Genomic DNA, 17,844 nt, shown 5'->3' with positions numbered 1-17,844 from the left:
ATGGGGCGTTCAATTTCGGTTGGACGCCCCTGAGTCTCACTCCGACGGGAGCAAATCCGTGAAAGACTTACTTAAGTTTCTGAAAGCGCAAACTAAAACCGAAGAGTTTGATGCGATCAAAATTGCGCTGGCATCGCCAGACATGATCCGTTCCTGGTCTTTCGGTGAAGTGAAAAAGCCGGAAACCATTAACTATCGTACCTTCAAGCCAGAGCGCGATGGTCTGTTCTGTGCCCGTATCTTTGGGCCGGTAAAAGATTACGAATGCCTGTGCGGTAAGTACAAGCGTCTGAAACACCGTGGTGTGATCTGCGAGAAGTGCGGCGTTGAAGTGACCCAGACTAAAGTGCGTCGTGAGCGCATGGGCCACATTGAGCTGGCTTCACCTACCGCACACATCTGGTTCCTGAAGTCACTGCCTTCGCGTATCGGCCTGCTGCTGGATATGCCACTGCGTGACATCGAACGCGTGCTGTATTTTGAATCTTATGTCGTTATCGAAGGTGGCATGACCAACCTTGAGAAGCGTCAGATTCTGACTGAAGAGCAGTACCTGGATGCGCTGGAAGAATTCGGTGACGAATTTGACGCGAAGATGGGTGCAGAAGCGATTCAGGCACTGCTGAAAAATATGGATCTGGAGCAAGAGTGCGAACAGCTGCGCGAAGAGCTGAACGAAACGAACTCCGAGACCAAACGCAAAAAGCTGACCAAGCGTATTAAGCTGCTGGAAGCGTTCGTTCAGTCTGGTAACAAGCCAGAGTGGATGATCCTGACCGTGCTGCCAGTCCTGCCACCGGATCTGCGTCCGCTGGTACCGCTGGACGGCGGCCGCTTTGCGACATCAGATCTGAACGATCTGTATCGCCGCGTGATCAACCGTAACAACCGTCTGAAACGCCTGCTGGATCTGGCCGCGCCAGATATCATCGTGCGCAACGAAAAACGTATGCTGCAGGAAGCGGTAGATGCCCTGCTGGATAACGGTCGTCGCGGTCGTGCGATCACGGGTTCTAACAAGCGTCCTCTGAAATCTTTGGCTGACATGATCAAAGGTAAGCAGGGTCGTTTCCGTCAGAACCTGCTCGGTAAGCGTGTTGACTACTCTGGTCGTTCTGTTATCACCGTAGGTCCTTACCTGCGTCTGCATCAGTGCGGTCTGCCGAAGAAAATGGCACTGGAGCTGTTCAAACCGTTCATCTACGGCAAGTTGGAACTGCGTGGCCTGGCCACCACCATCAAAGCCGCTAAGAAGATGGTTGAGCGTGAAGAAGCTGTCGTTTGGGATATCCTGGACGAAGTGATCCGCGAACACCCGGTACTGCTGAACCGTGCACCAACCCTGCACCGTTTGGGTATCCAGGCATTTGAGCCCGTCCTGATCGAAGGTAAAGCTATCCAGCTGCACCCGCTGGTTTGTGCGGCTTATAACGCCGACTTCGATGGTGACCAGATGGCTGTTCACGTACCGCTGACGCTGGAAGCCCAGCTGGAAGCGCGTGCGCTGATGATGTCTACCAACAACATCCTGTCACCTGCGAACGGCGAGCCAATCATCGTTCCTTCACAGGACGTTGTACTGGGTCTGTATTACATGACCCGCGACTGTGTTAACGCCAAAGGCGAAGGCATGGTGCTGACCGGTCCGAAAGAAGCTGAACGCGTTTACCGCGCTGGCCTCGCTTCGCTGCACGCTCGCGTTAAAGTGCGTATCACTGAGCACGAGAAAAACGAGCAGGATGAGTGGGTTTCTAAAACCAGCATCATCGACACAACTATTGGTCGCGCCATCCTGTGGATGATCGTGCCAAAAGGTCTGCCTTTCTCCATCGTCAACCAGGCGCTGGGCAAGAAAGCGATCTCCAAGATGCTGAACACCTGTTACCGCATCCTGGGACTGAAACCAACGGTTATCTTTGCTGACCAGACCATGTACACCGGCTTTGCCTATGCGGCACGTTCAGGTGCGTCTGTGGGTATCGACGACATGGTTATTCCAGAGAAGAAAGTGGAAATCATCACCGAAGCGGAAGCAGAAGTGGCTGAAATCCAGGAACAGTTCCAGTCTGGTCTGGTGACCGCGGGTGAACGCTATAACAAAGTGATCGATATCTGGGCTGCGGCCAACGAACGCGTTGCTAAAGCGATGATGGAAAACCTCTCTACCGAACTCGTGATCAACCGCGATGGCGTGGAAGAGCGTCAGGTTTCCTTCAACAGTATCTTTATGATGGCTGACTCCGGTGCGCGTGGTTCTGCTGCACAGATTCGTCAGCTGGCCGGTATGCGTGGTCTGATGGCTAAGCCAGATGGCTCAATCATCGAGACGCCAATTACCGCGAACTTCCGCGAAGGTCTGAACGTACTCCAGTACTTCATCTCGACGCACGGTGCACGTAAAGGTCTGGCGGATACCGCACTCAAAACGGCTAACTCCGGTTATCTGACGCGTCGTCTGGTTGACGTTGCGCAGGATCTGGTTGTCACCGAAGACGACTGTGGTACGCACGAAGGCATCATGATGACGCCAGTCATCGAAGGTGGCGACGTAAAAGAGCCACTGCGTGAGCGTGTTCTGGGTCGTGTGACAGCAGAAGACGTCCTGAAGCCGGGTACTGCTGACATTCTGGTTCCACGTAACACGCTGCTTGATGAGCACTGGTGTGACGTGTTGGAACTGAACTCAGTAGACAGCGTGAAGGTACGTTCGGTTGTAGGTTGTGAAACCGATTTTGGTGTGTGTGCACATTGCTATGGTCGCGACCTGGCACGTGGTCACATCATCAACAAAGGTGAAGCAATCGGTGTTATCGCGGCACAGTCTATCGGTGAGCCGGGTACACAGCTGACGATGCGTACGTTCCACATCGGTGGTGCGGCATCACGTGCGGCTGCTGAATCCAGCATTCAGGTGAAGAACAAAGGTACGATCAAGCTGACCAATGCCAAGTCGGTAACCAACTCGGCAGGCAAGCTGGTTATCACCTCGCGTAACGTTGAACTGAAAATGATCGACGAATTTGGCCGTACGAAAGAGAGCTATAAAGTTCCTTACGGTGCTGCCATGGCGAAAGGTGATGGTGAGCAGGTTGCCGCGGGCGAAACCGTTGCAAACTGGGACCCGCATACCATGCCGGTTATCACTGAAGTGGGCGGTTTCATTCGCTTCACGGATATGATCGACGGTCAGACCATTACCCGTCAGACTGACGACCTTACCGGTCTGTCATCGCTGGTGGTGCTGGATTCTGCCGAGCGTACCGCGGGTGGTAAAGACCTGCGTCCAGCCCTGAAAATCGTTGATGCTAACGGCAACGATGTCCTGATCCCTGGTACCGATATGCCAGCTCAGTACTTCCTGCCAGGTAAAGCGATTGTACAGTTAGAAGATGGCGTGAAGATTAGCTCGGGTGATACCCTGGCGCGTGTTCCGCAGGAATCTGGCGGTACCAAGGATATTACCGGTGGTCTGCCACGCGTTGCTGACCTGTTCGAAGCGCGTCGTCCGAAAGAGCCAGCTATTCTGGCGGAGATCAGCGGCATCATCTCCTTCGGTAAAGAGACGAAAGGCAAGCGTCGTCTGGTCATTACTCCGCTGGATGGTAGCGATCCGTACGAAGAGATGATTCCGAAATGGCGTCAGCTGAACGTGTTCGAAGGTGAACGTGTTGAGCGCGGTGACGTAGTTTCCGATGGCCCAGAGTCACCACATGACATCCTGCGCTTGCGTGGCGTGCATGCGGTTACCCGTTACATCACTAACGAAGTGCAGGAAGTTTACCGTCTGCAAGGCGTTAAGATTAACGATAAGCACATCGAAGTTATCGTTCGTCAGATGCTGCGTAAAGCGACCATCATGAGCGCGGGCAGTACCGAGTTCCTGGAAGGTGAGCAGGCTGAATTCTCTCGTATCAAGATCTCTAACCGTGAACTTGAAGCGAACGGAAAAGTTGGCGCAACCTTCATGCGTGATCTGCTGGGTATTACCAAAGCGTCACTGGCAACCGAATCGTTCATCTCTGCGGCATCGTTCCAGGAAACCACGCGTGTCCTGACCGAAGCGGCAGTGGCAGGCAAGCGCGACGAACTGCGCGGTCTGAAAGAGAACGTTATCGTGGGACGTCTGATCCCAGCCGGTACGGGTTATGCTTACCATCAGGATCGTATGCGCCGCAAAGCGGCAGGCGAAGTACCGGTAGCACCGCAGGTTACTGCGGATGAAGCCTCTGCAAGCCTGGCTGAATTGCTGAACGCTGGTCTGGGCGGTAAAAACGACGAGTAATCGTCAAACCCCCGATAAAAAACCCTGCTCAGGCAGGGTTTTTTTTATCTTAAATATCATCAGCGGATATCGTTTCGGTCTAGCCCAATGTCTTTTAATTGACAGTCACTGAGCCGGGATAAAATAGCCCGGGTTTCACGCTGACATTGCCAGCGTCTGATGCTGCCCCAGACGAGGCGTAAGAAACGAAACGGTCTTATCGTAAATGGCCTGGCCGCGCGGTTTTCTTCATATCCCATGATCCTGCCCTCAGTTGTTTATCTGAGAAACATTTTCACGCAGAGCGTATTTTCAATACAGATGCACGATAAGCAAATATTTAACATACAGATTGCGCTGCAGGCGAACTGAATGGTAGAAATAATCCCTATCTGTACTGCTTTACGGGGCGGTCAATTTTCACAGGGCATACAATGACGCGATATCAACATTTGGCCATGCTGCTGGAAAAGCGCATTGAGCAGGGGCTGTATCGGAGCGGCGAACGTTTACCTTCAGTGCGGAGTCTGAGTGCTGAGCACGGCGTCAGTATCAGCACGGTGCAGCAGGCGTATTATTTGCTGGAGCAGAAACAGTTAATCGTTCCACAGTCGCGTTCAGGCTACTTTGTTGCGCCCCATAAGGCGATGCCGCCCATCCCGGCACTGACCCGACCGGTGCAACGACCCGTAGAAATAACCCAGTGGGATGCGGTATTTGAACTCCTAAACAGCCGGCTGGAAGACGATATATTGCAGTTGGGCAGCGGCATGCCGGATTTAACACAATCCACCCTGAAACCCCTCTGGAAAGCCTTTAGCCGACAGGCTCAGAAGCAGGAAAGTCACCTGCTGAATTACGATAATCTGTATGGTGTAGCCTGCCTACGGGAGCAGATCGCCCGACTGATGATTGACAGCGGTTGCCAGCTTACCCTTGAAGACATTGTAATAACAACCGGCTGCCATGAAGCACTGTCCGTGTCCGTTCGTGCTGTCTGCCAGCCGGGCGATATCATCGCCGTGGAATCTCCATCCTTTCACGGCATTATGCAGACGCTGCGTGGTTTTGGCATTCGCGCCATTGAGATCCCCACGGATTCGGTGACGGGCATCAGTCTTGAGGCGCTGGAGCTGGCGTTTGATCAGTGGCCAATTAAAGCTGTCGTAGTGGTGCCTAACTGTAATAACCCGCTTGGCTTTATCATGCCCGAGAAGCGCAAGCGCGCCTTGCTGACCCTGGCGCAACGTTTTGACGCAGCGATTATTGAAGACGATGTGTATGGTGAACTGGCCTGGGAGTACCCGCGACCGTCATCCATTAAATCTATGGATGAAGATGGGCGCGTGTTGCTGTGCAGTTCATTTTCCAAAACGCTGGCACCGGGTTTACGCGTCGGTTGGGTTGCGCCGGGACGCTACCGCGATCGGGTACTGCATATGAAATATATCGGCACCGGCTCCACCGCGACCCAGCCGCAGCATGCGGTGGCGGAGTTTATTCGTCAGGGGCACTACCAGACCCATTTACGGCGGATGCGTCAGGTTTATCAGCACAACTACGAAACCTTTATTTGCTGGGTCAGGTACTATTTTCCTTGTGGGATCTGCGTTACGCGGCCTCAGGGCGGTTTTCTGATGTGGATTGAACTGCCAGAAGCCTTTGATGCGGTGCAGCTTAATAACACGCTGTGCCAGTCGGGTATTCAGATTGCTGTCGGCTCGCTGTTTTCCGCCTCGGGCAAATATCGTAACTGCCTGCGTCTGAATTACGCGCTGCCCGCCAGTGATACCATCGAACGGGCACTGGCGATAACCGGCAAGGCCGTGGAGCAGGCAATCATAGCCTGCACCCATGATAAATTGATGGAGTCAGTCCCTTATCTCTCTGAACCTGCAGTTGAGAAGCAGGGCCAGAAAGAGGAGGAGGCTGGCCCTGGTCCGGCAATCCCTGCTGGACGCCTGTGACTTTAAAGGGCATTAAAAAACCGCGCCAGCAGCAAGATGAATTGCCGTGCGCGGCTTTCCAGTTTTTATCTACCGATTGCACTGACTGCGCGTATTTTTGCGCGATAACGCCAGTTAATGCGCGGTTTCAGGCTCGGCAAGCTGCAGCAGAATACGCGTGGCTTCCTGCCAGTCTTCTGCCTGGGTAATCGCGCTCACCACCGCAATGCTGCCGACGCCGGTGGCTAAGACCTCAGGCGCACGGGCAATGCTGATGCCACCGATCGCGACAGTAGAGATGCCCGCCAGCCGACCCAAATGGCGTTTAAGTTCAGCCAGCCCTTGCGGAGAAGAAGGCATCGCTTTCGTCTGCGTGGGGAAGATGTGCCCCAGTGCAATGTAAGAAGGGCGCAGCGCCAGCGCCCGATCCAGCTCCGCATCGTCATGGGTTGACAGCCCCAGTCGCAAGCCAGCGTGCAAAATCTGCTGAAGATTCGCGACGTCTAAATCCTCCTGGCCCAGATGAACGCCATAAGCCTGATGTTTAATCGCCAACTGCCAGTAATCATTGATAAACAGACGTGCCTGATAGCGCTTACCTGCGGCGATAGCCCGAATAATAAAGGGTTCAACCACCTCATCGGGCTGATCCTTGATCCGAAGCTGAAGGGTTCGCACACCGGTGTCTAACAGACGTTCAATCCATTCAACGCTGTCGACAACCGGATACAGCCCTAAGCGTGGTGCGGTGGCGGGAAAGGCGTCCATTTATTCCTCCTTAAGGGCGGTTGCGGGATGATAGAGCTCACCGCCGCGCTCACGAAAATTATCTGACATCTTTGCCATCCCCACTTCAATCGCCTGGGCTTCTGCTTCCTGCTTCGCGGCATAGTCGCGTACTTCCTGGGTAATTTTCATTGAGCAAAATTTGGGGCCACACATGGAACAGAAGTGCGCAACCTTGCCTGATTCCTGCGGCAGGGTTTCGTCGTGGTAAGCGCGTGCCGTATGGGGGTCCAGTGCAAGATTAAACTGATCTTCCCAGCGAAACTCAAAACGCGCTTTCGACATGGCGTTGTCGCGGATCTGCGCCCCCGGATGGCCTTTTGCCAGATCGGCGGCGTGCGCGGCGATCTTGTAGGTAATCAAACCCTGTTTCACATCGTCTTTATTCGGCAGACCCAGGTGCTCTTTCGGCGTGACATAGCAGAGCATGGCGCAACCGAACCAGCCAATCATTGCCGCACCAATGCCAGAGGTAAAATGATCGTAACCCGGAGCAATATCGGTGGTCAGTGGACCCAGGGTGTAAAACGGCGCTTCATGGCAGTGTTCCAGCTGTTCAGTCATGTTGCGACGGATCATTTGCATGGGAATATGACCGGGGCCTTCAATCATGACCTGTACATCGTATTCCCAGGCGATTTTTGTCAGCTCACCCAAGGTGTGCAGTTCTGCAAACTGCGCGTCGTCATTGGCATCCTGAATTGATCCCGGACGCAGACCGTCTCCCAGCGACAGCGAAATATCATAAGCAGCACAAATTTCACAGATGTCGCGGAAGTGCTCATAGAGAAAGCTCTCTTTGTGATGCGACAGGCACCACTTCGCCATAATGGACCCACCACGAGAGACGATGCCGGTCAGGCGTTTCGCGGTCATGGGGACATAGCGCAACAGCACGCCAGCATGGATAGTAAAATAATCCACGCCCTGTTCAGCCTGTTCCAGCAAGGTATCGCGGAAGATGTCCCAGTTCAGGTCTTCTGCTACACCGTTAACTTTCTCAAGCGCCTGATAAATCGGGACTGTACCGATCGGCACCGGGCTGTTACGCAAAATCCATTCGCGGGTTTCATGGATGTAGCGCCCTGTAGAGAGGTCCATAACGGTATCCGCGCCCCAACGGGTTGACCACACCAGCTTTTCCACCTCTTCCTCAATGGAGGAGGTCACGGCGGAGTTGCCAATATTCGCATTTACCTTCACCAGAAAGTTGCGCCCAATGATCATGGGTTCGGATTCAGGATGATTGATATTCGCCGGGATGATGGCGTGTCCGGCTGCCACTTCCTGACGCACAAACTCAGGTGTAATATTTTCCGGCAAATGCGCGCCAAAGCTGTGCCCCGGATGCTGTTGTAACAGCACTTCACCACGGATGCGTTCCCGGCCCATATTTTCCCGCAGCGCGATAAATTCCATCTCCGGCGTGATAATGCCCTGGCGTGCATAGTGCAACTGGGTCACGCAGCGGCCGGCTTTAGCGCGACGCGGCGTTGGCAGGTGTTCAAAACGGAGATGATCCAGCCCGTCATCGGCCAGCCGCTGCTGCGTGTAGGCTGAGCTGATTTGCATCAGATTCTCGCTGTCATCACGTTCTTCAATCCAGCGCGCGCGCAGTTTATCCAGCCCGCGATGAACATCGATTTGTGCAGCCGGATCGCCATAGGCGCCCGCCGTATCATAAATCGGTACGGGCTCATTCTCCTCATAAACAGGCGCGTCTTTACTGCCGCTGATCAGGGTAGGGCTGAGTTGAATTTCCCGCATCGGGACACGAATATCGTCGCGACTGCCGGTGAGCCAGATACGTTTTGAGTTGGGGAAGGCGCTGCCGCCCTGAAGAGAATCAATAAATTCCTGTGCCTGAGCACGTTGTTCGCGACGGGTCGTTTTAGCAGTAGACATAGCAATATTCCAGTAAGTGGGAAGGTTGCTTGTCCGGAGTTCGGAAGGAGTAACGGCACTGCTGGCACCATCCGGTGGCGTACCGTATAAATTTACTCTTGTTCCCTTCGCAGGTTCTAACCTGATCAGGTTCCGCGGATCCCGAATTAACGGTCTCAGCCCAGAGGGCACTCCGACAAGATGTGGTTTTAACGCTTTACGCGACGACGCCTGCGCTGCCTTACCTGTAAAGAACCGATAACGAGAGCAGGACGTGTAGGTAACGTTTCAACCGTAAAACACCGACTACATTAGGCATTACGTTTAAAGCCCACTCAGCATAAGGGGGCTTTTTACTAATCACAAGTCTTTTACAATCGATGAGGTTTTAGGCAGGGCGGGCAATTTCGCTGTCGTTAGCCACGGGCGGGGTAAGGTGGTTATCCCATGCCATCTGAATTAACTTGTCCTCAAGGGTAAAGCGTCCTTCAAGGGCTTCACCCACCTCTGACAGGGCATTCTGAAAGGTGACATAGTTATCGTCATCAATCGCCTGCTGAAGATGCCCGTCATACAATTGCATCAGTTTTTCGGTGTTGGCTTCCAGCGAGGGATAAATCTGCGTGGCGGCCAGCAACGGGCTGGTGCCGTCCATTTCACCGATCAGGCGTTGGTAAAGACTAAAGTGGCCTGATGACAGGTAATCGACCAGATTATGGCAAAAGTTATCAAGCGCCTGTTCATCCAGACGAGTCAGTGCCTCTTTCTTTGGCTTAATACCGACCAAATGATAATAAGAAACCAATAGCTGGCGGCGAGCGGCCAGCCATGAATCTACCAGTTCATTACTGCCACCTACGCGTTTGGTCAGAACGTCTAACTGGTTGAGCATAGTTAACTCCGTATGAGTTATGCACCTTCATATTTCAGATTAGCGATGCGTCAATTGCGCTTGTTCTCCACGAGCCAGTCGGGGATAAATAAGCGTGCTGTCGTCTTGCAACCAGAATTATTTGGGTATAGTTGTTCATCTACACACTTAACATCGGGACTTCAGCGTGCGGGTTGACGCTAAGGATGACGAAATAAATGCAATGCGAAATTTCAAGCGTAGACGCTGGATGGTGGATTGTCAGCAGCGAACAGAAAATTTGGTTACCGCAAGGGGATCTCCCCCACGGTAATGCGCAACAGTTTGGCCTGACAGGCCATCAGGGACGCGTTATCGGCGAATGGCAGAGTGAGAAAGTCTGGCTGGTTTGCGAAGCACGTTCAGAGGATATGCTGTCGCTGCGGCAGTTGCTTAACGAAGATCCGGCGCTATTTCAGCTGGCGGGGCGCGGTGTACAACTGGCCGAGTTTTATCGCTCTCATCGCTGGTGTGGCTACTGTGGTCATGAGATGCACCCCAGCAAGCGTGAGTTTGCCTGTCTGTGCAGTCACTGTCGTGAACGTTACTATCCACAAATTGCGCCCTGCATTATCGTTGCGATTCGCCGGGGGGACGAGATCCTGCTGGCTAATCATGCGCGCCATCGTAATAACATTTACACTGTGCTGGCCGGGTTTGTTGAGGTCGGTGAAACCATTGAACAGGCTGTCGCGCGTGAGGTGATGGAAGAAAGCAATGTGCGTGTCAGGAATGTTCGCTATGTTACATCGCAACCCTGGCCCTTTCCGCAATCCCTGATGATGGCCTTTATGGCGGAATATGATGGCGGTGAGTTACAGCATGACGGTAAAGAGCTGCTGGACGCCGGATGGTTCCGCTTTGATGCGCTGCCGTTACTTCCTCCGCCCGGTACCGTTGCCCGTCGATTAATTGAAGATACCGTGGCCCTCTGCCGCGCTGAGGCGTGAGAGTGCTACACTACTCGCTTGATACCGAGAGAGTCCTGACATGAGTGAACTGAAGAACGACCGTTATTTGCGCGCCCTGTTACGCCAGCCTGTAGATGTCACCCCCGTATGGATGATGCGGCAAGCCGGGCGTTATTTGCCGGAATATAAAGCGACGCGCGCCCAGGCGGGTGATTTTATGTCGCTATGCAAGAATGCCGAACTGGCCTGCGAAGTCACCCTCCAACCCCTGCGTCGCTTCAAGCTGGATGCGGCAATCCTCTTCAGTGATATTCTCACCATTCCTGATGCCATGGGGTTAGGGCTGTACTTCGAAACGGGTGAAGGCCCGTGTTTCTCTAATCCAGTAACGTGCCGTGCCGATGTCGATCGCCTGCCCGTGCCCGATCCTGAGCAGGAACTGGGTTACGTGATGAACGCGGTGCGCACCATCCGTAAAAACCTCAATGGCGAGGTGCCTTTAATTGGCTTCTCAGGTAGCCCGTGGACACTGGCGACCTACATGGTTGAAGGGGGAAGTAGCAAAGCCTTCACCAAAATTAAAAAAATGATGTACGCCGAGCCGGCCACGCTGCATGCCATGCTGGATAAGTTGGCTGACAGCGTCATTCTCTATCTCAATGCCCAGATTCGCGCCGGTGCGCAGTCGGTGATGGTATTTGACACCTGGGGCGGCGTGTTAACCGGGAACGACTATCGTGAGTTCTCGCTTTACTACATGCATAAAATTGTCGACAGCGTGCTACATGAAAACGAAGGCCGTCGCGTGCCGATCACCTTGTTTACCAAAAATGGCGGGCAGTGGCTGGAAGCGATTGCCGAGACGGGCTGTGACGCACTTGGTCTTGACTGGACGATCGATATCAGCGAAGCCCGTCGTCGCGTTGGCCACAAAGTCGCTTTGCAGGGCAACATGGACCCATCCATGCTCTACGCACCGCCCGCGCGAATTGAGCAGGAAGTCGCTACGATCCTGGACGGGTTCGGCAAGGGCGAAGGCCACGTCTTCAATCTTGGGCACGGCATCCATCAGGATGTGCCGCCAGAGCACGCAGGTGTATTTGTTGAGTCGGTGCACCGGCTCTCACGCCCGTATCATCAGGAGTCTTAATGGATATCGCTGCACTCCGCGCGGAGCAATTACAGCGTGCCGCAGAGGTCGTGCGGCAGGATGATTTTGACGTACTGCCGCCACGCTTTATCGGTGGCGCAGACGTCGGTTTTGAGCAGGAAGGTGCAGTCACGCGTGCTGCGCTGGTCATTCTTGAATACCCGTCCCTGAAGCTGGTGGAGCATCGCATCGCGCGCATTGACACCACCATGCCTTACATTCCCGGTTTCCTTTCTTTCCGTGAGTATCCGGCTCTGTTGGCGGCATGGAACATGCTGGAGCAGAAGCCCGACCTGTTATTTGTAGATGGTCATGGCATTTCACATCCACGCCGGCTCGGTGTGGCTTCGCATTTTGGGTTGATGGTCGATGTCCCCACTATCGGCGTCGCGAAAAAACGTCTGTGCGGGCGCTTTGAGCCGTTGGATGAAACCCCCGGCAGTCGCCAGCCGTTAGTGGACAAAGGTGAGCAAATTGGCTGGGTATGGCGCAGCAAGGCGCGCTGTAATCCGCTGTTTGTGGCCACCGGGCACCGCGTCAGTCTGGACAGCGCCCTGCAGTGGGTCGAAAAGTGTACACAGGGATACCGTTTACCGGAACCTACCCGCTGGGCGGATGCTGTGGCATCCCAACGCCCCGCATTTCTGCGCTGGCAAAGCGCGCTTTAACACTGTTTGTATGGCGCTTTTGCGTTACACTGCCGCCAGCGAAATGAATAAGAGCTCTGTGTATGTTACAAAACCCTGTGCATCTGCGTCTGACCAAGCTGGAAAGCTGGCAACATCTGACGTTTATGGCTTGCCTGTGCGAGCGCATGTATCCCAACTACGTGGCTTTTTGCCAGCAAACCGAGTTTGCCGATCCTGCCCTTTACCGCCGTATCCTGGACCTGATTTGGGAAACGCTGACGGTAAAAGACGCAAAGATCAATTTTGACAGCCAACTGGAAAAGCTTGAAGCAGCGATTCCCGATGGTGATGCGTTTGAGGTATACGGTGTGTATCCGGCAATTGATGCCTGCGTTGCATTGAGTGAAGTCCTGCACTCGCAGTTAAGCGGTGAAACGCTTGAGCATGCGATTGAAGTCAGTAAGACTTCGATCACCACCGTTGCCATTCTGGAAATGACTCACGAAGGTCGCGAAATGACCGATGAAGAGCTGCGAGAAAATCCGGCTGTCATCGACGAATGGGACCTGCAATGGGAGATTTTTCGCCTGCTCGCGGATTGTGAAGAGCGAGACCTTGAATTGATAAAAGGTCTGCGATCCGACCTGCGTGAGGCGGGAATTAGTAACATCGGTATAAAAATTCAGCAATAAGGCGAGAAAACGTGACTTCAGGCCTTAATTAGCGCGCCTGGAGGCTTCACATCAGCCCCCTGTCTGGTCTACATTTGGGGGGCTGAAAATTGTGGCTATCGGTGCGTGCAGGCTGAAGAGTGCCCGAAGCTGGCTTTTCCCTCGCACTCGTTGCTTAGCAAGCGATAAATACACTTTAAGGATAACTTATGAACAAGACTCAACTGATTGATGTGATCGCAGAAAAAGCTGACCTGTCTAAAACCCAGGCTAAGGCAGCGCTGGAATCTACTCTGGCTGCAATCACCGAGTCTCTGAAAGAGGGTGATGCTGTACAACTGGTTGGTTTTGGTACTTTTAAAGTGAACCACCGCGCTGAGCGTACCGGTCGTAACCCACAGACTGGCAAAGAAATCAAAATCGCTGCGGCAAACGTACCTGCATTCGTGTCTGGTAAAGCTCTGAAAGACGCCGTTAAGTAAGACGTCGCATTGCGGTAACGTTTTAAACAGGGGCGATTTCGCCCCTTTTGTTTAAGGGCCAGCCACCATGACTACGCTGTTCCAGCGATTATCTGCCCTGTTCCTTTCCTCACTGATTATCGGGTGCAGCTCAACCCCCGACATCCCGGCTTTCTCGGCCAGCGGTTACCTTGCCGATCGCGGCAGTGTACGTATCTGGCGCAAAAATACCGATCATCATTCGGTACATATTCGTACGCTGTACAATCCGTTCAACAGTGAAAAAAGTGAAATTACTGATTATCGCTGGCTTGGGGATGACTTAATCAGCGTAGAGCGTCAGGTCAAAGGCGATAAGCCAGACGACGTCACCTTACGCTTTGATCAAAATGGCAGCCTTAATTTCATGCAGCGCCAGCTCGCGACGCGCCGTGAGGCAGTCAGTCCAGATGCAGTGGAGCTTTACAAGTTCGATGCACAACGTATGCGCGAAGTCAGCGATGCGCTGTTAAGTGGTCGTGTGTTCTTGAAACAGGGGCACTGGTCAGGCGGAAGGGCTGTGGAAACCTGTGAGGGCCAGCAGGTGACGCCTGCTTTTGACAGTTATGCCCTGCAGACGCTAACACATTACCGCAGCAATAAGACGGGACCGTTGATGATTTCGTGGCTGGAAGCCCCTGAAGGCGTGCAGCTACTGCGTGTCAGTCAAAAAGATGAGTGTGCAGATGCGCCTGAAGAGGCAGACTTCTGAGACAGTAAAAAGGGGCACTGGGTGCCCCTTCGTTCTTTATTTACGGTCAATTGCACGATAGCCGATATCGCGTCGGCAGAAGCTGCCTTGCCAGGAAATCGGTTTAGCCAGTTCGTAAGCCCGTTTCTGTGCCGCAGCGACATCGTCGCCTAAGGCGGTGACGCACAAAACGCGTCCGCCGTTGGTCAGCACCCGATCGTCTTCAAGGCGAGTCCCAGCGTGGAAAACTTTGCCGTCGGCAACCTCTTCCAGCGGCAGACCCTGAATGTGATCGCCGTTATTGTAGTGACCGGGATAGCCGCCAGCGGCCAGCACCACACCAAGCGATGGACGCGGGTCCCATTGGGAATCCTTCTGGTCTAGCTTTCCGTCGCAGGCCGCCAGACAGAGATCCACCAGATCCGACTGCAGGCGCAGCATGATAGGCTGCGTTTCTGGATCGCCGAAGCGGCAGTTGAATTCGATCACTTTCGGCTGACCCGCCTGATCGATCATCAGCCCGGCATATAAGAAACCAGTATAAACGTTGCCTTCTGCCGCCATGCCGCGCACGGTTGGCCAGATGACCTGATCCATTACGCGCTGGTGGATCGCATCGGTTACAACCGGGGCAGGGGAATACGCGCCCATTCCCCCGGTGTTCGGTCCGGTATCGCCGTCACCCACGCGTTTATGATCCTGGCTGGTGGCCATCGGCAACACGTTCTCGCCATCAACCATCACAATAAAGCTGGCTTCTTCGCCGTCCAGGAACTCTTCAATAACAATACGGTGTCCCGCGTCACCAAACGCATTGCCTGCCAGCATATCGTGCACGGCGTCTTCTGCTTCCTGCAGTGTCATTGCCACAATGACACCTTTACCGGCTGCCAGTCCGTCGGCTTTGATGACAATCGGCGCGCCCTTTTCACGAAGATAAGCCAGCGCAGGGGCGACCTCTGTAAAATTCTGGTACTCCGCACTCGGGATGTTATGACGTGCCAGGAAGTCCTTGGTAAAGGCTTTAGATCCTTCCAGTTGCGCGGCGGCCTGGGTCGGGCCAAAGATTTTTAAGCCCGCCGCACGGAACGCATCAACGACACCTGACACCAGCGGCGCTTCAGGGCCAACGATGGTGAGATCGATCTGTTCACGCTGGGCGAAGGCCAGTAAGGCAGGAATATCGGTTGGTGCAATGTCGACGTTCTGCAACGCAGGTTCCAGTGCGGTGCCTGCATTGCCCGGTGCAACAAAAACGGTTTCCGCCAGCGGCGACTGTGCTGCCTTCCAGGCCAGTGCGTGTTCACGTCCGCCGTTACCAATGATTAAAATTTTCATAAAACGCTCCACAGAATTAATGGCGGAAGTGACGCATATCGGTAAAGATCATGGCAATGCCATGCTCATCGGCTGCCGCAATGACTTCATCGTCGCGAATAGAACCGCCCGGCTGAATCACACAGCTGACGCCCACGGCAGCAGCGGCATCAATGCCGTCGCGGAACGGGAAGAAAGCATCGGAAGCCATCGCGGACCCTTTCACTTCCAGACCTTCATCACCGGCTTTAATGCCTGCAATTTTGGCTGAGTAGACGCGGCTCATCTGTCCGGCACCAATGCCGATGGTCATGTTGTCTCGTGCATAGACAATCGCGTTAGACTTAACGAATTTGGCTACTTTCCAGCAGAACAGCGCGTCACGCAACTCCTGCTCTGAAGGCTGGCGCTGACTTACCACGCGTAGCTGGCTGGCATCGACCATACCGAGATCGCGATCCTGAACCAGCAAACCTCCGTTCACACGTTTGAAATCAAGGGCGGCGACCCGACCTTGCCATTTACCGCATACCAGAACGCGGACGTTCTGTTTAGCCGCCGTAATTTTCAGCGCAGCTTCCGTTGCCGCAGGGGCGATGATGACTTCAACAAACTGCCGACTGATGATGGCCTTTGCGGTAGCCTCATCCAGCTCGCGGTTAAAGGCAATAATGCCGCCGAAGGCAGAAGTGGGGTCAGTCTGATAAGCGCGCTCGTAAGCCGCCAGAATGGACTCGCCCACAGCGACACCACAAGGGTTAGCATGTTTGACAATAACGCAGGCGGGCTCAACAAACTCTTTCACGCACTCAAGCGCGGCATCGGTATCCGCGATGTTGTTATAAGACAGCGCTTTGCCCTGCACCTGCCTGGCGGTAGCGACTGATGCTTCCTGCACATCTTCTTCTATATAGAAGGCCGCGTCCTGATGGCTGTTCTCGCCATAGCGCATATCCTGCTTTTTAATGAAGTTAAGATTGAGAGTCCGCGGGAAGCGGCCTGCAGGTTGGCTGGTTTCGCCATGATAAGCCGGGACCAGGCTGCCAAAATAGTTGGCGATCATGCTGTCGTACGCGGCGGTATGTTCAAAAGCTTTAATCGCCAGATCGAAACGGGTTTCGAGCGTGAGCGAGTTCTGGTTGGCGTCCAGCTCGGCGATAATGGCCTGGTAGTCGCTGCTCTTAACCACAATCGCTACGTCTTTGTGGTTTTTGGCTGCCGAACGCACCATCGTTGGGCCGCCAATATCAATATTTTCGACAGCGTCTTCCAGTGAACAATCCGGCTTTGCGACGGTTTGGGCAAAGGGATAAAGGTTTACGACCACCATATCGATAGGGCTGATAGCGTGCTGCGCCATTACGGCATCATCTTGCCCACGACGTCCTAAAATACCGCCGTGTACTTTTGGGTGCAGTGTTTTAACGCGTCCATCCATCATTTCCGGGAAACCGGTGTAGTCAGACACTTCGGTGACGGGCAGTCCCGCCTCTGCCAGCAGGCGAGCGGTACCACCTGTGGAGAGTAGCTCAACACCGCGCTGGGAGAGTGCCTGAGCAAATTCGAGGATGCCGGCTTTATCAGAAACACTGAGCAGGGCGCGGCGTAAAGGACGAGGTTGTTGCATGGTGGTTTTATCCCTTGGCTTTGATTCGCGTAAATAAGAGCGTTACATCAAGCTTGCGTGCTCACTTCTCTCTATATAGAGAAGCAAAAGCGTAAAAACTTCAGGTAACGCCCCGAAAAGGGGCATCCATTGCGTTGCGGGGCATTGTAGCGAAAACGTTTGCGTGATGCTCGTCTAAATTTAACGCTTCCAGGAATGTGGATAACTTTGTGTGTAACTGCGTATAAAGTGGGGTTTTGCTGTGGAATGCAGCGAACGGTCATTTTTATTGAATTTAGCCCTTGTCAGCCTGAGAGAACTCCCTATAATGCGCCTCCATCGACACGGCACAACGGCTTACGGAATGCGGTGTTGAGAGGTTCAGGAAACTGAGCCGCCGGAGAAAAACTTCTGAAAAAGAGGTTGACTCTGAAGGAGGAAAGCGTAATATACGCCACCTCGCGACAGACGGTTAACCCGCTGTTCGCACTGCTCTTTAACAATTTATCAGACAATCTGTGTGGGCACTCGCAGGATTGATATCAGCGTCTCCGGACGTAAAAAATATCAAGTCTCACGAGT

Annotated in this window: 14 protein-coding genes and 1 riboswitch; of the genes, 8 read left to right on the top strand and 6 right to left on the bottom strand. The window is 53.7% G+C overall.

Annotated elements, in window-relative coordinates:
* Positions 1-58: 58 nt before the first annotated feature.
* Positions 59-4,282 carry a DNA-directed RNA polymerase subunit beta' gene (rpoC, locus tag CMR03_RS08705; protein ID WP_063877942.1) on the top strand — a complete coding sequence of 1,408 codons (4,224 nt, stop codon included), beginning with the start codon at positions 59-61 and terminating at the stop codon, positions 4,280-4,282.
* Positions 4,283-4,341: 59 nt separating this feature from the next.
* On the opposite strand, the gene CMR03_RS08700 is transcribed toward rpoC, so the two are convergent.
* The gene (locus CMR03_RS08700) at positions 4,342-4,521 is read right to left on the bottom strand and encodes a DUF1127 domain-containing protein (protein ID WP_096011318.1); all 180 of its coding nucleotides are present in this window, start codon (positions 4,519-4,521) and stop codon (positions 4,342-4,344) included.
* A 174-nt stretch (positions 4,522-4,695) separates the two neighbouring features.
* Here CMR03_RS08700 and CMR03_RS08695 point away from each other — a divergent pair, with 174 nt between their 5' ends.
* On the top strand, positions 4,696-6,228 hold the full coding sequence (locus CMR03_RS08695) for an aminotransferase-like domain-containing protein (protein WP_096011317.1): 1,533 nt from the start codon (positions 4,696-4,698) through the stop codon (positions 6,226-6,228).
* Positions 6,229-6,342: 114 nt separating this feature from the next.
* Here CMR03_RS08695 and thiE read toward each other — a convergent pair whose 3' ends face one another.
* The 3 genes from thiE to CMR03_RS08680 all read right to left on the bottom strand — a co-directional run bounded on the left by thiE (position 6,343) and on the right by CMR03_RS08680 (position 9,769).
* Positions 6,343-6,975, bottom strand: coding sequence for a thiamine phosphate synthase (gene thiE, locus CMR03_RS08690; protein ID WP_096011316.1), 633 nt, complete (start codon positions 6,973-6,975; stop codon positions 6,343-6,345).
* Complete coding sequence (gene thiC / locus CMR03_RS08685; RefSeq protein WP_096011315.1) at positions 6,976-8,898, bottom strand: phosphomethylpyrimidine synthase ThiC; 1,923 nt, start codon at positions 8,896-8,898, stop codon at positions 6,976-6,978. It abuts the gene before it with no gap.
* A gap of 85 nt (positions 8,899-8,983) precedes the next feature.
* Positions 8,984-9,083, bottom strand: a riboswitch (TPP riboswitch).
* A gap of 182 nt (positions 9,084-9,265) precedes the next feature.
* Positions 9,266-9,769 (bottom strand): Rsd/AlgQ family anti-sigma factor, encoded by a 504-nt coding sequence (locus tag CMR03_RS08680; protein WP_063877947.1) that lies wholly within the window; start codon positions 9,767-9,769, stop codon positions 9,266-9,268.
* A gap of 197 nt (positions 9,770-9,966) precedes the next feature.
* Between CMR03_RS08680 and nudC the strand changes: the two genes are divergently transcribed.
* The 6 genes from nudC (at position 9,967) to CMR03_RS08650 (ending at position 14,360) form a co-directional block, all read left to right on the top strand.
* A complete protein-coding gene (gene nudC / locus CMR03_RS08675) occupies positions 9,967-10,737 on the top strand; it encodes an NAD(+) diphosphatase (RefSeq protein ID WP_063877948.1) in 771 nt (256 codons plus the stop codon).
* A gap of 40 nt (positions 10,738-10,777) precedes the next feature.
* Positions 10,778-11,848, top strand: a complete 1,071-nt coding sequence (gene hemE / locus CMR03_RS08670; RefSeq protein WP_096011314.1) for a uroporphyrinogen decarboxylase — start codon at positions 10,778-10,780, stop codon at positions 11,846-11,848.
* Positions 11,848-12,516 (top strand): deoxyribonuclease V, encoded by a 669-nt coding sequence (nfi, locus tag CMR03_RS08665; protein WP_096011313.1) that lies wholly within the window; start codon positions 11,848-11,850, stop codon positions 12,514-12,516. Before hemE ends, nfi begins: the two co-directional genes overlap by 1 nt.
* Positions 12,517-12,578: 62 nt before the next feature.
* On the top strand, positions 12,579-13,169 hold the full coding sequence (locus tag CMR03_RS08660; protein ID WP_063877951.1) for a YjaG family protein: 591 nt from the start codon (positions 12,579-12,581) through the stop codon (positions 13,167-13,169).
* Between the two features lie 188 nt (positions 13,170-13,357).
* Positions 13,358-13,630 carry a nucleoid-associated protein HU-alpha gene (gene hupA / locus CMR03_RS08655; RefSeq protein ID WP_006121511.1) on the top strand — a complete coding sequence of 91 codons (273 nt, stop codon included), beginning with the start codon at positions 13,358-13,360 and terminating at the stop codon, positions 13,628-13,630.
* Positions 13,631-13,697: 67 nt separating this feature from the next.
* Entirely contained in the window at positions 13,698-14,360 is a 663-nt protein-coding gene (locus CMR03_RS08650) for a DUF1481 domain-containing protein (RefSeq protein WP_063877952.1), read from the top strand.
* Between the two features lie 36 nt (positions 14,361-14,396).
* Here the strand turns inward: CMR03_RS08650 and purD are convergent, their stop codons facing one another.
* Complete coding sequence (gene purD / locus CMR03_RS08645) at positions 14,397-15,677, bottom strand: phosphoribosylamine--glycine ligase (protein ID WP_063877953.1); 1,281 nt, start codon at positions 15,675-15,677, stop codon at positions 14,397-14,399.
* A 16-nt stretch (positions 15,678-15,693) separates the two neighbouring features.
* Positions 15,694-17,283: a bifunctional phosphoribosylaminoimidazolecarboxamide formyltransferase/IMP cyclohydrolase gene (gene purH, locus CMR03_RS08640; protein ID WP_096011312.1), complete on the bottom strand. Its 1,590-nt coding sequence runs from the start codon at positions 17,281-17,283 to the stop codon at positions 15,694-15,696.
* Positions 17,284-17,844 lie beyond the last annotated feature (561 nt).

This window comes from Pantoea allii (assembly GCF_002307475.1).
GTDB classification, from domain to species: Bacteria; Pseudomonadota; Gammaproteobacteria; order Enterobacterales; family Enterobacteriaceae; genus Pantoea; species Pantoea allii.
The sequence above is the reverse complement of the archived record's forward strand: the minus strand, read 5'-3'. Positions and strand labels throughout refer to the sequence as shown.

What these genes read in the sequence shown, in the direction of transcription:
- thiE (WP_096011316.1), bottom strand. Translation starts at nt 6,975, where the DNA reads ATGGACGCCTTTCCCGCCACCGCACCACGCTTAGGGCTGTATCCGGTT.
- thiC (WP_096011315.1), bottom strand. Translation starts at nt 8,898, where the DNA reads ATGTCTACTGCTAAAACGACCCGTCGCGAACAACGTGCTCAGGCACAG.
- nfi (WP_096011313.1), top strand. Translation starts at nt 11,848, where the DNA reads ATGGATATCGCTGCACTCCGCGCGGAGCAATTACAGCGTGCCGCAGAG.
- CMR03_RS08695 (WP_096011317.1), top strand. Translation starts at nt 4,696, where the DNA reads ATGACGCGATATCAACATTTGGCCATGCTGCTGGAAAAGCGCATTGAG.
- CMR03_RS08680 (WP_063877947.1), bottom strand. Translation starts at nt 9,769, where the DNA reads ATGCTCAACCAGTTAGACGTTCTGACCAAACGCGTAGGTGGCAGTAAT.
- CMR03_RS08660 (WP_063877951.1), top strand. Translation starts at nt 12,579, where the DNA reads ATGTTACAAAACCCTGTGCATCTGCGTCTGACCAAGCTGGAAAGCTGG.
- purH (WP_096011312.1), bottom strand. Translation starts at nt 17,283, where the DNA reads ATGCAACAACCTCGTCCTTTACGCCGCGCCCTGCTCAGTGTTTCTGAT.
- hemE (WP_096011314.1), top strand. Translation starts at nt 10,778, where the DNA reads ATGAGTGAACTGAAGAACGACCGTTATTTGCGCGCCCTGTTACGCCAG.
- CMR03_RS08700 (WP_096011318.1), bottom strand. Translation starts at nt 4,521, where the DNA reads ATGGGATATGAAGAAAACCGCGCGGCCAGGCCATTTACGATAAGACCG.
- hupA (WP_006121511.1), top strand. Translation starts at nt 13,358, where the DNA reads ATGAACAAGACTCAACTGATTGATGTGATCGCAGAAAAAGCTGACCTG.
- nudC (WP_063877948.1), top strand. Translation starts at nt 9,967, where the DNA reads ATGCAATGCGAAATTTCAAGCGTAGACGCTGGATGGTGGATTGTCAGC.
- CMR03_RS08650 (WP_063877952.1), top strand. Translation starts at nt 13,698, where the DNA reads ATGACTACGCTGTTCCAGCGATTATCTGCCCTGTTCCTTTCCTCACTG.
- purD (WP_063877953.1), bottom strand. Translation starts at nt 15,677, where the DNA reads ATGAAAATTTTAATCATTGGTAACGGCGGACGTGAACACGCACTGGCC.